The sequence below is a fragment of the Lewinella sp. W8 genome, from assembly GCF_004375085.3.
In the GTDB taxonomy this organism is placed as follows: Bacteria; Bacteroidota; Bacteroidia; order Chitinophagales; family Saprospiraceae; genus Neolewinella.
Window position 1 is genome coordinate 40462 of the sequence record NZ_SNAQ03000025.1, and the last position, 14938, is coordinate 55399.

A 14938-nucleotide genomic window follows, 5' to 3' on the forward strand; every position below is an offset into this window, starting at 1 on the left:
TTAACCCTGGCAATAGCCTGATGAGCAGAAAACAGCAGATTACAAAACAAGATAGTTCCCCGTCACTCGCCTGGACAAAACGGAAGAATTCTCCTCCGACGCAACTTTTGGGCGATTGCAGAGCTTTCCCCTGCAAAATGTCATAAATTTGCGGCCTTTGTTGCCCAAGTAATCTCTTCAAGATGTCCCAGGAACTGACCATCTACAACAGCATGACCCGCCAGAAGGAAGTATTTGCCCCCCTAGTGGAGGGGCACGTCGGCCTTTACGTTTGTGGTCCTACCGTTTACAGTGACGTACACCTGGGCAACTGTCGCACCTTCACCAGCTTCGACATCATCTACCGCTACCTGATGCACAAGGGCTACAAAGTTCGTTACGTGCGCAACATCACGGACGTGGGTCACCTGACCGATAGCGGAGAGGACAAGCTGAGCAAGGGCGCCCGACTGGAGAAACTGGAGCCCATGGAAGTGGCCCAGAAATACACCAACGGCTTTCACGACATGATGCGGCGGTTCAACAACCTTCCGCCCAACATCGAGCCGCGGGCCACGGGACACATCATCGAACAGATTGAGATGGTGCAGGCCATCATGGACAACGGATTGGCTTACGAAGTCAATGGCTCCGTTTACTTTGACGTGGAGGCCTACAACCGTAAAACGGAGGGTGATTACGGCAAGCTCTCCGGCCGAAAACTGGACGAATTGCTGGCCGAAAGTCGCGAGCTGAAAAGTCAGGACGAGAAGCGGAACCCCTCCGATTTTGCCATCTGGATGAACGCCCACGAGGGGCACATCCTGCGCTGGAACAGTCCGTGGGGAGAAGGATTCCCGGGCTGGCACCTGGAGTGCTCGGCCATGAGCACGAAGTATCTCGGGCAGGAATTCGACATTCACGGTGGTGGCAACGACCTGAAGTTCCCCCATCACGAAAACGAGATTGCCCAGAACGCCGGCTCCTGCGGCTGCGGGGGTGCCCGCTACTGGCTCCACACGAATATGCTGCTGATGAACGGCCGGAAGATGTCTAAGTCTGACGGCAACACCATCACTCCCCAGCAGCTCTTCACCGGAGACAGCGAGCACGTTTCGGACAGCTACTCCCCCATGGTGCTGCGGTTTTTCATGCTGCAGACGCACTATCGTTCCACGATGGACCTCACGGATACCGCCCTCCAGGCCGCTAAAAAAGGCTACGGCCGGCTGATGGAGGCCTGGAAGAACCTCCAGTCGCTGGAGGGCAAGGGAGGAGCCCAAAACGGCACTGTCGGTCGGGAGCTGGAAGAACTGATCGAGGGCGCCTACGCCGAAATGGACGACGACTTCAACACCCCCAAGGCACTGGCCAAAGTGTTTGAACTCGTCTCCCGGATCAACGCGCTGAAGGGCGGCCAGCTGAGTCTGGAGGAGGTGAGTCCCAAGACCCTCGAAGCATTGAAGGAAACCCTCGGAACCCTGTTGTTTGACGTGTTCGGTCTACAGGATGAGGGCGTGGCCGCAGGTGCAGACAATGATGCGTTGAGCAAAGTAATGGATCTGGTCCTTGATCTCCGCGCTCAGGCCCGGGCCGACAAAAACTGGACGCTCTCCGACCAATTACGGGATGCGCTGAAGGAAGCCGGCATCACGGTTAAGGACGGTAAAGACGGCGCAACCTGGACGGTTGGGTAGAAGCGGGTAGCGGGTAGTACGGTAATTACCCCGGAAGTATTAACTACTTCTGATGGCGCGAGCTTCCTACGAATTTTATCTTGACTGGCTTGGCGATGTAGAATTCGTTGCGCAGTACTTGGTGCACGTCGGACGGTCGAAAAGAGAAATCGGAAGTAGACACTCTTGGTTTTCTACACAGGCGGGCAACAAGTGTCTGTATACGTATAAAACGTAAGTAAACGCTTAATTGACGCTTAGTAAAGATTCTCTGGTCGATTTTAGCCGTAAAAATGTCTACTTCACATTTTACGAAGTGGTTCGCTTTTCAGAAAGGGGAGCTACTGGCACAAGCGATATTCGATACCACGTTGACGTTTCCCAGGGAAGAACATTACAGTCTGACGGACCAAATTCGCAGGAGTTCAAGGTCGGTCTGTGCGAATCTGGCGGAAGCCTTTGGTAAACGGTATTATCCCAAGCACTTTCGGTCTAAATTATCTGACTCCATTGCGGAGAACTATGAAACGCAGGTTTGGATAAGGTTCGCAAAATTGAGTGGATATCTGACTAGCCCAACCTACTTGGCCAGGCAGAGGAGGTTGGAAAATTGCTCACCTACATGCGCCAAAACCCACACAAATTCACCGGAAAGGCCCACTAATCTACCCGCTACTTGCCACCTACTAAACGTACAGTTCCCCCATTGGCCAACAACTCAAAAGAGGACTTCCTGGCCTAGAAGGTGCTTTCGAGCTGCTCGTGCTTTTCGTAGGCGTACAGTGCCGCGCCCACGGTGCCGGCGGCGTTCATCATTTCGGCGGGCTTTACTTCGGCGTTGATGCTGAGGTACTCGCTGAACTCCCGGAATGACTTGGAGGCGCCTCCTCCCAGGATGATGACGTCGGGATTAAAGACCTTATCTACCTGCTTCAGAAATTTGTTGAACTTCTTGCCGAAGGTCGGCCAGTCCATATTCTTTTCTTTTCGCACCCGGTTGGAGATGAATTTCTCTACGATCACCTTCTGGTTCTTAAGGAAGAGCTGTCCGATTTCGAGGTTGTGGCTCAGGCGGCCGTCTACGAACAGGGCGCCCCCCAGTCCGGTGCCGATGGTTACCATCAGGACGGTCCCTTCCTTGGCGTAGGGCCGACCGGTACCGAATCGCATACTGGCCATTCCGGCCGCGTCCGCGTCGTTGAGCGCGTGGACTTCCAGGCCGGTGGCGTTGCCGAACACGCGGGAGATGGAGGTTCCGACCCAGCCCTTATCGATGTTCGCGGCCGACTGCGCGACATTTTTTTTCACTACTGCGGGAAAACCAACCCCTACCGGGCCCTTATAGTCATCGAATTTGCTTACCAACTCCTTGAAGGTACGCGCCACGGCTTTGGGGGTAGCGGGATGGGGAGTCAGAATTCGGTGGCGGGGAGTTACCAGCTCACCGGTTTTTACGTCTACTAATCCGCCCTTGATCCCGGTTGCGCCGACGTCGACGCCTAAAATAATGTGGTCATTCATGATCTACAGTAGTGTATAAAAAGCCGTGCAAAGGTAAGCCAAGTGGTGGAGATCAGCGGATGAGGCTGATCTTCATCCAGACGTCCTCCCGCGGGCGATCTCCGGGATTGGTGGCCACACCGGCAATTTTATCGATCACGTCCAGGCCCTCAATAACCTGCCCGAAGACGGTGTAGTTCTGGTCCAAAAACGGGATGCCCCCTTTTTCCAGATATTCCTGACGGACGTCACTCGGGTAACGCACACCGGTGCTTCCTTCCTGCTTGTTTAGCTCCGCTTCCGTCACCGGCCGGCCGTGCGCAATGTAGAATTGCGACCCGCTGCTCGCCTTGGCGGGATTATTGGTTCGGGCCGCGGCCAGCGCTCCCTTTACGTGCGCCAGGCTATCGACGAACTCGGCAGGAATCTGGTAACCCGGGCCGCCGGTACCCAGGCGGGCACTGGGGCCGGCGCCACGGCTGTTCGGGTCCCCACCCTGGATCATGAATCCGTTAATTACCCGGTGAAACAGCAGATCATCATAGTAATTCTCCTCCACCAGCTTCACGAAATTATCCTGGTGTTGGGGGGTAGCGTCGGAGAGGCGGGCGATCATGTCCCCCATGGGGGTTTCGATGCGCACGAGGCATTCTTTTGGTGGCGTCACGGTAATGGTTTGTTGGCTGGTTTTTGATTTTCCCTTTTCGTTGGCGGCCGTCAGGATCACGGTATAATCTCCGGACTGGAAATACCGATGCGTCGGATTGGCCTCCTGGCTGGTGGTTCCATCCCCAAAGTCCCAGGAATAACTCGTGGCCTTTTCGGATTGATTGGTAAAGCTGACGCGTTCAACGGCGGCAACGGTTTTCGTGGCCGGGGTGAAAGCCGCTTTGGGAGCCGCGCAGTGACTTAGCAGTACGGCCAGGAACAGGAGGGGAAACAGATAACGCAAGGGACGGACAATTTTCTTTTCTGACAAATTCGGGGCTGAGGGTGCGGCCGGATCGCTTAGCGCACCATGGTGACCCGCTCAATTACCACGTCATCGTTAGGACGGTTGGCAGGGTTGGTGGCTACCGCGGAGATAGCGTCTACGATCTCCATACCGGATACCACTCTGCCGAAGACGGTGTATTCCATGTCCAGATCCGGACGGCCGCCCTCCTGCAGGTATATCTGCCGGTGCGTATCATTATACTTGATGCCCTTCATGGTTTCGTATTGCTTCAGAGTAGCTTCACTCTGGGGCTGACCGGTAACGATGTAAAACTGAGAACCACTACTTTTCTTCTCGGGATTCATGGATCCACCGGTACGGGCCGCTGCGAGGGCACCGCGCAGGTGGGGGGCACCGATCTCGGCGTCAATGAGATATCCCGGACCACCGGAGCCCAGGGGAGTACCGGGGGCAGCGCCCTTACTCATGGGGTCTCCCCCCTGGATCATGAAGTTTTGCATCACGCGGTGGAACAAGGTTCCGTCGTAGAAACCTTCGTTGACCAGTTTGACGAAGTTTTCTTTGTGCTTCGGCGTCGAGTCATACAGTTCGACCTTGATGTCTCCGACGTTGGTTTCGATGAGGGCGAAGTTTTCTCCGCCACAACTGGTGAGGAGGAGACAGAGGCACAGACCGAAGAATAAATGGACTAGTTGGCGCATTGGATTTGGGTAATTCTAGGTTCGGGGAGCGAAGTTAGGGTACCTGAGGGCGAAATACTAATGATTAGTGACCGGAAGGCTTGGCCGTGGTAGCGAGGAGCTCTTCGGGAAGGGGGCATTGAGTTTTTTGCTAAAAAATCAGCATTTTTTCGACAGAGTCTACATGTAGACTTTGTCGATTTTTTACACGTCCAAATACCCCTCTTCCTCCTCCAATTCATTGAAGTAGCGAACGATGCGGGCCCGCAGCAGCTTCTCCTGCCCCCGCAGATCCTGGGGCGGGATTTTGCTGACCAGTTCATAGTGCGGCCAACCGTCGTCGTCGCGGCCCACGAATTCATAGTGTCCGTCGTAGGCCATCAGGCGACAGACGGCAATGTGCATCAGGTCCTGCTTTTCCTCCTTCGTGAAATCATTCCTCCAGCGACCCAGCTCCTGGACGCCGATGAGAAAGAGCATGGCGTTCAGGTCCGGCAATCCGGGACGGTTAAATCGTTTCTGGACGTAGTTGCGAATACGATTGTAGGCGAAGTCTTCTTCCCAGGCTTCCAAAGGCATTGATGATTTAGGGCAAAAAACGCCGGAGCGATGGTTTATGTTTTGACCGGCACCGCTCGCTTTCCTTTTCGTAGTTGAGTCTGACGATGCGGACAAGCAGGCTATTCGGCAGTTGGCTTCTACCTAAAAAGCTCCGGTTCGTTACATTTGGTGATGCGCAACTCCATTCTACTCTTGCTCCTGGCCGGACTTCTCTGCACCTGCGACCGCGCCACCGAAACAACCGCTCCCGAGTTACCCCCTCCTCCGCGACACGAGTTCCCCGACGACAAACCCATCAAGTTTATTCTTGACACTGACTCGGCCAACGAAATTGACGACCTCTACGCCCTGGCCTTTCTGCTGCCCGAACTGGACGAAAAAATCGACCTGCTCGGGGTAAACAGCGCCCAGTGGTTTCACGTCCTGTCCGGTGACAGCACCTGCTACCGCAGTCAGCAACTAAACGAAGAAATCCTGACGCTCGCCGGCAAAATGGACCTCCCCCACCCGATGGGCGCCGACATGATCATGGGCTATCCCTGGGGGGAGTACATACCCCGTCAAAGTCCCGCCTCCGACTTCATCATCGAGCAGGCCATGGCCCTGCCCGAGGGTGAGCGCCTGGTGGTGATGGGCATCGGGGCCAGCACCAACATCGCCTCGGCCCTGGCCCTGGAGCCCGCCATTGCGGATAAAATAGTGGTCTACGTCCTCGGTTTCAACTACTTCTTTGACAAGGAAGCCTGGGAAAAGGGCGAATTCAATATCCGACGGGATCTGAACGCGGCCAACTACCTGCTCAACCACCAGGACCTCGAGCTTCACGTGATGCCGACCACGGTGGCCATCCAGTACACCTGGGACCGGGAAGATACCTTCGATAAACTGGATCAAAGTGGCGCCATGGGGGCTTATCTAAAGAATAAATGGCTGGAACGCTTCCCGGACAACGACAGCTGGGTGATGTGGGACGTAGCCCTGCTGCAGGCCTTCATCAAACCAGAGCAGGGGGAAGAAATCGTGGTGCGTACGCCCCCGGAAAACGAGGCCCGTAACGTCTGGTTGTATCGGGACATTGACGAGGAGGCCATGCTGGATGACTTTTGGACGCGCATGGAATTTTGGCAATAAAAATGCCATAGTTCCATCAAATCGCAATCTTTGCCCATCCTTTCCCCCCGGTGGGTGTTGAGCAAAAAAATTAATCGTTCCTTCCGTATGTCCATCGACCCACAAGCTGCTTTTCCTGACTTCGTCTACCAACGTCCTGACCTGAAGAAAAGCGAAACCGCTTTCCGGGAAGCCCTGGCCCGCTTTGAGGCCGCTCCGGACCCCGCCGCGGCGGCGGCGGCCATGGAAGACATTGACGCCATCCGGGCGCACGTAGCTACCCAGTACAACATTTGTTATATCCGCTTCAGCGTAGACACCCGGGATGAATTTTACCGGGAGGAAAAGGACTGGTTCGACCAGCAGCTTCCGGCCACCGAGGCCTGGCGCGCTGATTACTACCGGGCACTGATTGCCTCTCCCCACCGCCAGGCCCTGGAGGAGCAGTATGGGGAGCAACTCTTCCTGGGGGCAGAGCTGAGCATCAAGACCTTCCGGCCCGAGATCATTGAAGACCTTCAGGCGGAGAATGCCGGGACCAGTGAATACACCCAGCTGCGGGGTGGCGCGCAGATTGAGGTGAACGGGGAAACTTATAATCTGAGCAGCATTACCCCCAAGGAGCAGGTGGCCGACCGGGAAGCACGCCATCAGGCCAGCAAAGCCAAGTGGGACTGGTATTTGGAGCACCAGGAAAAGATCGAGGGCATTTACGATCGCCTCGTTAAGCTCCGCCACAAAATGGCCCAAACCCTTGGATACGACAATTTCGTAGCCCTGGGCTACGCCCGGATGAACCGCACGGACTACGGTCCGGAGGCCGTGGCCAATTTCCGCCGACAGGTAAAGGAATTCATCGTTCCCATCGCGGCGCGACTGGCCGAAGCGCAACGGCAACGGATCGGAGTGGAAAAAATCCGCTACTACGACACGGCCTTCCGCTTTCCCGACGGCAACCCCACGCCGGTGGGAGGACGGGACGTACTCGTCGATGCGGCCCGTAAGCTCTACGACGGGTTGAGTGAAGAGACCGGAGAATTTTTCCGACTACTGGAAAACCGCCAGTTGATGGACCTGGAAGCCAAAGACGGCAAGGCTCCCGGAGGATACTGCACCTACGTCAACGACTACGGCGCGCCCTACATCTTTTCCAACTTCAATGGCACCAGTCATGACGTGGACGTGCTCACCCACGAGTTCGGGCACGCCTTCCAGGTGTACAGCAGCCGGAAGCTCAAACCGATGGAATACGCCTGGCCCACCTACGATGCGGCGGAGATTCACTCCATGTCGATGGAGTTTTTTGCCTATCCCGGGGTACCGGACTTCTTTGGCGATGACGCCAAAAAGTATTTTTACTCCCACCTGGAAAGTGCGATGCGGTTCCTGCCCTACGGCTGTGCCATTGATGAATTCCAGCACCGGGTGTACGAACGTCCGGAGATGACGCCGGCGGAAAGGAACGCCACCTGGTTGAATATCGCGGCCGAATACATGCCTCACGTGGACTACACCGACCACCCCTTCCTGGCCCAGGGCGGCATGTGGCAGAGTCAGCTCCACCTGTTCGGCATGCCTTTCTATTACATCGACTACTGCCTGGCCCAGATTTGTGCCTTCCAGTTTTGGCTGAAAAACGAAGAGGACCACGCGGCTGCCTGGTCCGACTACGTCCGGCTCTGTGAAGCCGGAGGCTCCATGGGATTCCTGAAGCTCGTCGAGTTGGCGGGCCTGGAAAACCCCTTTGAGGACGGGGTGATGGAAAAGATCGCCGCCAGGGTGACCGAACGGCTGGACGAGTTGGGGTAGATAAAGGGACGTCCCTATTTTGGCAGGCATGAAACCTTCTGCGCTGGTTACGCTCTGCTTATTGTTGGTGACGATGATGTTTTCGGGAGAGGCGGTGGGGCAGCGGCAGACCGTCCACCATTATTCTGCCGTGCAACAACCCTGCCTCAAAAACCTGGTCATTCGGCTGTACGAGCATTTACCGGCCGTAACCGAGCAGTCGCTGGCTCTTTTTCTTCATTTCCGAGTGACGGCCCCGGAGCGGATATCCCTTGACGCCTATGCCGCGTTCTCGGCAAGTGCCGGGAACATCCCAACGGAGCAGCTTGACGGACTGTTCCAGCGCATTCTTCGAGATGTTCCTTTGAATGAATGCCGTCGGGAGATCGGTGAGAAATTTATTCTGCCCGTAGCCATGGCGGATACGGTACTCTGGAACTATGCGCCCATTGACCGGCCAGACTTTCGCAAAGTAACCGCTGCGAAACGACTATTTCAGACTTATCAGAAAACTCGGGCAGATGATGTTCTGCCCATCTTTTATTGTGAAAGACCGTGGTATTGGAGTAGCCATAAGGCGCTGATGCAACGTGGGCGGATGAAGTCTATTTCCATAGACTGCACGGTTCCTAATTGCCCGATCCATCACTAACAAACGGCCTGGTCGGAACACTCGTTTTCGCCGGCATTGCCAAGAAAATGGTGGTCCGAGCAGTCGTCCGACAACTCAAGACTTTTGGTAACCACTCCACTGATCAGACCAACAGCCGTTTGGCCAGGGCCAGCACGATAGACTGTTTTGATCAGGGTGTCTCTAGTGACACAACCTTGGATAAGTTCACTGCACGCCGTCGACTTCGGCAAGCCGCATAAACGCTCGATGCATTTGATGAGTGCCACCTCTGTCTTCCTTCTCTCTTTGGGCTTTCATTCCCAGTGTGAGCCGCTCGACGTGAAATGTCTCAACCATAGGTGCGGGGTTTTAAAAGCCACTTCTTTCTTCCTTCTTCCTACTTCCTACTTCCGTCTTCCTTCTCTCTACCACCTTACGCCTAAATCCTTAGTCCTCCAACCTCCCTCCCCAGCTGCCGTGCCGTCCCGAAAACGGCCATACCCCCGGTAAAAACCGGATAGAAGGCAAGATACCTTAGCGTCCATTTTACACAATCCCCAAAGTATCCTTACTTTTGCGGCGAATTTCGGGTCAACGACCTTTTGAAGCGTAGGGGCCTCACCCATTAAAACTACTCCGCCCCTGCGGCCATCTAGATCGCTTGTCATCGAAGACTGGAGCGCGATGCACTGCGCTAGCAAAACTTTCTTCAAAACAAGTAAATCTCTTTTCATTTATGGTTTCTACAATTCTTATGGCGGTACCCGCTTTGGGTATTCTCGCTTTGGTTTTCATGGCCATCAAGTCCGCTGGCGTCAGCAAGCAGGACCCCGGTAACGAAAAAATGGTACGGATTGGCAACAATATTGCCGACGGAGCCATGGCCTTCCTGAAGGCGGAATACCGCATTCTGGCCATCTTCGTAGCCGTCGTTGCTGCACTCCTGGCCTTCACCGCCGACCCCGCCACCTCCAGCTGGATGATCGCCGTTAGCTTCGTGCTGGGTGCCATCTGTTCCGGCCTGGCTGGTTTCATCGGTATGCGGGTCGCTACGAAAGCGAACGTTCGCACCACCAACGCTGCCCGGGAAAGCCTCGGCAAGGCGCTGGGAGTTGCCTTTGACGGCGGTGCCGTAATGGGTCTTGGTGTGGTTGGTCTTGGTCTGCTTGGCCTTGGCCTCCTGTTTTTCATCTTCCAGGGCCAGTTTGGTGTGGATACGACGGAAAACGTACTACAGACGATTACCGTACTCACCGGCTTTAGCTTCGGTGCTTCTTCGATTGCCCTCTTCGCCCGGGTTGGTGGTGGTATTTACACCAAGGCCGCCGACGTTGGTGCTGACCTCGTGGGTAAGGTAGAAGCCGGTATCCCCGAAGACCACCCCCTCAACCCCGCCACCATCGCCGATAACGTTGGTGACAACGTAGGTGACGTTGCCGGTATGGGTGCTGACCTCTTTGAATCTTACGTAGGCTCCATCATCGGTACGATGGTAATTGGTGCGGCCTTCATGGCACTGCCCCAATTCATGGATAGTGAGCTGAATGGCCTGAATGCCGTCCTGCTGCCGCTCGTAGTGGCCGGCATCGGTATCGTTGCCTCCATCGTCGGTACGTTCTTTGTCCGCGTGAAGGAAGGTGGTGACCCCCAGAAGGCCCTGAATACTGGCGAACTGATCGCCGCGGCCATCATGCTGATCGCTACTTATTTTGCCGTGACCACCCTGCTGCCCGCAGAATGGACCTTTAACGAGGTATCCTACAACAGCATGGGCGTATTTTACGCCATCCTGTTCGGCCTTGTCGCCGGCCTGGGTATCGGCTACATCACCGAATACTACACCGGAACGGGTACCAAGCCCGTTCAGGGAATTGTGGACCAGTCACTGACCGGTTCCGCCACCAACATCATCGCCGGTCTGGCGGTAGGCATGCGCTCTACGGCACTGCCCATCATCGTGCTGGCCGCCGCCATTATTGGTGCTTACTACTTCGCTGGCCTCTACGGTATCGCCATCGCCGCCGTTGGTATGCTTTCCAACACCGGCATCCAGCTGGCCGTTGACGCTTACGGTCCGATCTCCGACAATGCCGGTGGTATCGCCGAAATGGCGGGCCTCGAGCCCGAGGTTCGGGAGCGCACCGACAAGCTCGACGCCGTGGGTAACACCACTGCCGCCATCGGTAAAGGTTTCGCCATTGGTTCTGCCGCCCTGACGGCCCTGGCGCTGTTCGCCGCCTTCATGCAAACCGCCGGCATTGATGCGATCAATATTGCCAACCCCTACGTAATGGCCGGCCTGTTTTTGGGCGCCATGCTTCCCTTCCTCTTCTCTGCCTTCTCCATGGAGGCCGTAGGACGGGCCGCTAACGACATGATCCAGGAAGTACGCCGTCAGTTCAACGAAATTCCCGAGCTGAAGGCCGCCCTGGAGGTGATGCGCAAGCACGACTCCGACGAAAGCAAGTTCTCCAAGGAAGACCAGGCAATTTTTGACGCCGCTGACGGTAAGGCTGACTACGCCAAGTGTGTAGAAATCTCTACGGCCGCCTCCATCCGTGAGATGGTGATGCCCGGTCTGATTGCCGTAATCACGCCCGTAGTCGTCGGTTTCGGCGGTGGTGCCGAGATGCTCGGTGGTCTGCTCGCCGGAGTAACCAGTGCCGGTGTGATGATGGCCATCTTCCAGTCTAACGCCGGTGGTGCCTGGGACAACGCCAAGAAAATGTTCGAAGAAGGTGCCAGCGTACAGGGTACCATCTTCCACAAAGGATCCGATCCCCACAAGGCGGCCGTCGTTGGTGACACCGTCGGTGACCCCTTCAAGGATACCTCCGGCCCCAGCCTGAACATCCTGCTGAAGCTGATGAGCGTTGTGGCGCTGGTCATTGCTCCGCTGCTCTAGGAAAACATTGCCTTTTGGTACTGCATGGCACCTGCGCTATGCGCCCAAAAGCAATCGAAGCCCCACGGTCTGTCGCAGATCGTGGGGCTTTTTCTTTGGCTCAAGGCTGGAATTGGGCCCGGAGGGCAGGTGCAGTGTATATCCTTAGTGCAACCTTTTGGTGGCTTTGTGAATCTAATGAATATCCGGACACGTCAAATTGACTCTTCCGGAGCATTTAACCTTAAAACCCTGCCTTCATTATGTTACCCGCCCGAAGCCCCTACCTCCGCCTGAGCCTTTTCCTCAGTCTATTTTGCAGCACCTTCGCGGTGGGCTATTACGCAAGCACTCCCACGGTGGTGGAGTCTCCTCCTTACGCCTGTAAGCTCTACCTCAACCGGCCCGTGGAAGTGCCCGGAAGAGAAATTCATCAGTTGGTGGACCAAATGCCCGTGTTTCCCGGAGCCGGCTGCCGCTCCCTTTCCTTCTACGACGACCGCAAAGAATGTGGCGAACAAGCCCTGATGGAATACGTGTATAGTCACCTGGAATACCCCAAAACTGCCCGGCAAAACGCCGTTACGGGCGTAGCCGTAGTCAGCTTTGTCGTCGAGCCCGACGGGACTTTATCTACCATCAGGGTTTTAAGGGACCCCGGAGCGGGAACCGGCGAGGCCGCCGCCGAAGTCATTCGCCGGATGCAAAAAGATAATCTGCGGTGGGAGCCGGGACTGCTGGACGGACGCGACGTAAGGGTGCGGTTTAATCTCCCCGTCAGATTTGACCTGAGATAAAGCGTAACCGGCGGAATTTTGGCGTTTTCCGCCTACTAAGTCTACATGTAGACTTAGTAGGTGAAAGCTGAAAAAAATGAAAATTTATCACCCCCGCCCACCAAAACCCCTCCCTTTGGCATCCCCCCAGTAAAAACACCCAAATCTTGTCAAACCTCAACCCTTACCTACGCCTCAGTATGGCCCTGGGCACTTTCTTACTCGCCTTTAGTCTGGCCTATTACGCGAACACCTCCCCCGGCACCGATAGCTCCCGAGAAATCTTCAAGGTCGTCGACCAGATGCCGCTCTTTCCCGGAAAGGATTGCGGTGATGTCTGGCAGTACGCCAAAAGGAAGCAGTGCGCCGACCGGGCCATGCTGGATTATGTATACCAACATATCCGCTACCCCAAAAAGGCCCGGGATCTGGGGATAGAAGGCATGGCCGTCATCCGCTTTGTCGTGGAACCCCACGGTGCCATCACCAACGTCAGCATTGTGCGCGACCCCGGAGCGGGAACCGGCGAGGCCGCCGCCAAGGTTATCCGGGACATGCAAAACACCAGCATGCGCTGGGAACCGGGTTTGCATAAGGGAAAGCCCGTCCGGGTATCCTTTCATTTACCCGTGAAGTTTAAGCTCAAGTAACCGCCACTCCTTAGCTAAGGCGCATCTGACGGGAAACAATCCCTTTCATGCGCTCATTTCTTCTGACGGCCCTCGCCGCCGCCCTGTATTCCTGTGCTCCCGCCCCAACCACCGCCGATGCCCTGCTGGGTCGGTGGAATATGATCGGTGTAAAAATTTACGAGGAGGACGTCGCCCCCCAACTCAATCCCGCGGGTGACCGTTGGCTCGACTTTGCCGCCGATGGCACCTTCAGTAGCGGCAGTGGGGAACTGCGGGAAAACGGTGGCACCTATACCTACCGACCCGAAACCGGTGCCGTCAGCCTCGACAGCGACGCCGGAGTCGGTGACGACAGCAACTGGACCGTCACCTTCCGGGGCGACACCCTCCTAATGCGGGGCGTGGGGACCGAGCGGCAAGAAAATTCCGAGGTGATTTTGGTGCGGTAAAAATGTAGCTACTGGACGATGAGGTCTTCAACCGAAAAATTTTCTGGTGGATGCTAGCGTAAGCGTACGGGGGCAAAGCCTAAAGGCCAGAAGCGAAAATTCGCTAACTTTGCTTTGCCTACGCCACTAATCATGCCTGATTTCATCTACGCGGACAACCCCATCGCCATTCACTATGCGATTCCGGCCTTCCTATTCCTGTTGTTGGTCGAGATCGGCGTTGCGGTGTATGACCAAAAGGATTGGTACGAGACTAAAGACACCCTGAGCTCCCTTTCCATGGGGATCGGAAACGCCATCATCCGGCTTTTCACTAAGGTGCTTACCGTGGGGGTGTACTTCTGGCTTTATCAGTTTCGTTTGTTTGACCTCGGTGCCGCCTGGTGGGTCTGGGTGCTATGCTTTTTCGCCGAAGACTTTATGTATTACGTCTTTCACCGGACCAGCCACTCCGTGCGGTACTTCTGGGCGAGCCACGTGGTGCACCACAGCAGTCAGAAGTATAACCTGGCCACGGCCCTGCGCCAAACCTGGACGGGTACCATATCCGGCGCGTTCATCTTCGCGGCGGTTTTACCCCTCATCGGTTTTCATCCCATTATGGTGGCCATCTTCGGCAGCGTGAGCCTCATTTACCAATTCTGGATCCATACCGAAGCCATTGACAAAATGTGGCGGCCCATTGAGTGGTTCTTCAATACGCCCAGTCATCACCGGGTTCATCACGCCAGCGACGTAAAGTACCTGGACCGTAACCACGGAGGGGTGCTGATCATCTGGGATCGTCTGTTCGGAACCTTCCAGGAAGAAGAGGAAAGGCCCATCTATGGTCTGACCACCAACATCAATACCTTTAACCCCCTCATCATCGCTACCCACGAGTGGTCGGCTATGATCCGGGACGTTTGGCGTGCTCCGGACTGGCGTAGTCGGTTCGGCTACCTGTTCGGTCCTCCGGGCTGGAGTCATGACGGAAGCCGGAAAACCAGTGAGCAATTACGGGCAGAGTTACGGCAACAAATCAGCGAAAAACGGGCACAACAAACCGCCTTACCCGAAGTGAATGCCGTCCAATGATGATCGCCTCCGGGTACGTCCGCTGATTTAATCCCTCACTTCGGCTCGGCGACTTGCGTACTAATTTAAAAGGCTTTACTTTTGTGCCGCTTTAGCGCAATCATGCGCTACAAGTCAATCCCCACGCGGGTGTGGTGGAATTGGTAGACACGCTAGATTTAGGATCTAGTGCCGCAAGGCGTGAAGGTTCGAGTCCTTTCACCCGCACCTATATTTCCCGGTTACCGGGACCCAAGGCCTGCCTCCGGGCAGGCT

14 protein-coding genes and 1 tRNA gene are annotated in these 14938 nt (G+C 55.7%); 11 read left to right on the plus strand and 4 right to left on the minus strand.

The window, feature by feature from the left end; genetic code table 11:
- Positions 1 to 182 precede the first annotated feature (182 nt).
- Both cysS and E1J53_RS21655 read left to right on the plus strand, forming a co-directional pair.
- On the plus strand, positions 183 to 1676 hold the full coding sequence (gene cysS, locus E1J53_RS21650) for a cysteine--tRNA ligase (protein WP_134274465.1): 1494 nt from the start codon (positions 183 to 185) through the stop codon (positions 1674 to 1676).
- A 272-nt stretch (positions 1677 to 1948) separates the two neighbouring features.
- Positions 1949 to 2497 carry a four helix bundle protein gene (locus E1J53_RS21655; RefSeq protein ID WP_253932242.1) on the plus strand — a complete coding sequence of 183 codons (549 nt, stop codon included), beginning with the start codon at positions 1949 to 1951 and terminating at the stop codon, positions 2495 to 2497.
- Here the strand turns inward: E1J53_RS21655 and ppgK are convergent.
- From ppgK to E1J53_RS21675, 4 genes are all read right to left on the minus strand, one after another.
- Entirely contained in the window at positions 2394 to 3176 is a 783-nt protein-coding gene (gene ppgK, locus E1J53_RS21660; protein ID WP_134274466.1) for a polyphosphate--glucose phosphotransferase, read from the minus strand. The genes E1J53_RS21655 and ppgK overlap by 104 nt on opposite strands.
- A gap of 52 nt (positions 3177 to 3228) precedes the next feature.
- Positions 3229 to 4107: a peptidylprolyl isomerase gene (locus E1J53_RS21665; protein ID WP_253932243.1), complete on the minus strand. Its 879-nt coding sequence runs from the start codon at positions 4105 to 4107 to the stop codon at positions 3229 to 3231.
- 56 nt (positions 4108 to 4163) lie between these two features.
- Complete coding sequence (locus E1J53_RS21670; RefSeq protein WP_134274467.1) at positions 4164 to 4814, minus strand: peptidylprolyl isomerase; 651 nt, start codon at positions 4812 to 4814, stop codon at positions 4164 to 4166.
- 183 nt (positions 4815 to 4997) lie between these two features.
- Positions 4998 to 5372 carry a hypothetical protein gene (locus E1J53_RS21675; RefSeq protein ID WP_253932244.1) on the minus strand — a complete coding sequence of 125 codons (375 nt, stop codon included), beginning with the start codon at positions 5370 to 5372 and terminating at the stop codon, positions 4998 to 5000.
- A 153-nt stretch (positions 5373 to 5525) separates the two neighbouring features.
- Here E1J53_RS21675 and E1J53_RS21680 point away from each other — a divergent pair, with 153 nt between their 5' ends.
- The 9 genes from E1J53_RS21680 to E1J53_RS21720 all read left to right on the plus strand — a co-directional run bounded on the left by E1J53_RS21680 (position 5526) and on the right by E1J53_RS21720 (position 14890).
- Positions 5526 to 6485 carry a nucleoside hydrolase gene (locus E1J53_RS21680; RefSeq protein WP_134274468.1) on the plus strand — a complete coding sequence of 320 codons (960 nt, stop codon included), beginning with the start codon at positions 5526 to 5528 and terminating at the stop codon, positions 6483 to 6485.
- 87 nt (positions 6486 to 6572) lie between these two features.
- A complete protein-coding gene (locus E1J53_RS21685) occupies positions 6573 to 8273 on the plus strand; it encodes a M3 family oligoendopeptidase (protein WP_134274469.1) in 1701 nt (566 codons plus the stop codon).
- A 28-nt stretch (positions 8274 to 8301) separates the two neighbouring features.
- Positions 8302 to 8904: a hypothetical protein gene (locus tag E1J53_RS21690; protein WP_134274470.1), complete on the plus strand. Its 603-nt coding sequence runs from the start codon at positions 8302 to 8304 to the stop codon at positions 8902 to 8904.
- A gap of 697 nt (positions 8905 to 9601) precedes the next feature.
- Positions 9602 to 11770, plus strand: a complete 2169-nt coding sequence (locus E1J53_RS21695) for a sodium-translocating pyrophosphatase (protein ID WP_134274471.1) — start codon at positions 9602 to 9604, stop codon at positions 11768 to 11770.
- Positions 11771 to 12012: 242 nt separating this feature from the next.
- Positions 12013 to 12546 carry an energy transducer TonB gene (locus tag E1J53_RS21700; protein WP_134274472.1) on the plus strand — a complete coding sequence of 178 codons (534 nt, stop codon included), beginning with the start codon at positions 12013 to 12015 and terminating at the stop codon, positions 12544 to 12546.
- A 146-nt stretch (positions 12547 to 12692) separates the two neighbouring features.
- Positions 12693 to 13175, plus strand: coding sequence for an energy transducer TonB (locus E1J53_RS21705; protein WP_134274473.1), 483 nt, complete (start codon positions 12693 to 12695; stop codon positions 13173 to 13175).
- 47 nt (positions 13176 to 13222) lie between these two features.
- Positions 13223 to 13606 carry a hypothetical protein gene (locus E1J53_RS21710; protein WP_134274474.1) on the plus strand — a complete coding sequence of 128 codons (384 nt, stop codon included), beginning with the start codon at positions 13223 to 13225 and terminating at the stop codon, positions 13604 to 13606.
- A gap of 132 nt (positions 13607 to 13738) precedes the next feature.
- Positions 13739 to 14683, plus strand: a complete 945-nt coding sequence (locus E1J53_RS21715; RefSeq protein WP_134274475.1) for a sterol desaturase family protein — start codon at positions 13739 to 13741, stop codon at positions 14681 to 14683.
- A 125-nt stretch (positions 14684 to 14808) separates the two neighbouring features.
- Positions 14809 to 14890: transfer RNA gene (locus E1J53_RS21720), tRNA-Leu, on the plus strand.
- Positions 14891 to 14938: the final 48 nt, after the last annotated feature.

Coding starts and splice junctions, on each gene's coding strand:
- cysS (WP_134274465.1), top strand. CDS start 183: ATGTCCCAGGAACTGACCATCTACAACAGCATGACCCGCCAGAAGGAA.
- E1J53_RS21655 (WP_253932242.1), top strand. CDS start 1,949: ATGTCTACTTCACATTTTACGAAGTGGTTCGCTTTTCAGAAAGGGGAG.
- ppgK (WP_134274466.1), bottom strand. CDS start 3,176: ATGAATGACCACATTATTTTAGGCGTCGACGTCGGCGCAACCGGGATC.
- E1J53_RS21670 (WP_134274467.1), bottom strand. CDS start 4,814: ATGCGCCAACTAGTCCATTTATTCTTCGGTCTGTGCCTCTGTCTCCTC.
- E1J53_RS21675 (WP_253932244.1), bottom strand. CDS start 5,372: ATGCCTTTGGAAGCCTGGGAAGAAGACTTCGCCTACAATCGTATTCGC.
- E1J53_RS21680 (WP_134274468.1), top strand. CDS start 5,526: ATGCGCAACTCCATTCTACTCTTGCTCCTGGCCGGACTTCTCTGCACC.
- E1J53_RS21685 (WP_134274469.1), top strand. CDS start 6,573: ATGTCCATCGACCCACAAGCTGCTTTTCCTGACTTCGTCTACCAACGT.
- E1J53_RS21690 (WP_134274470.1), top strand. CDS start 8,302: ATGAAACCTTCTGCGCTGGTTACGCTCTGCTTATTGTTGGTGACGATG.
- E1J53_RS21695 (WP_134274471.1), top strand. CDS start 9,602: ATGGTTTCTACAATTCTTATGGCGGTACCCGCTTTGGGTATTCTCGCT.
- E1J53_RS21700 (WP_134274472.1), top strand. CDS start 12,013: ATGTTACCCGCCCGAAGCCCCTACCTCCGCCTGAGCCTTTTCCTCAGT.
- E1J53_RS21710 (WP_134274474.1), top strand. CDS start 13,223: ATGCGCTCATTTCTTCTGACGGCCCTCGCCGCCGCCCTGTATTCCTGT.
- E1J53_RS21715 (WP_134274475.1), top strand. CDS start 13,739: ATGCCTGATTTCATCTACGCGGACAACCCCATCGCCATTCACTATGCG.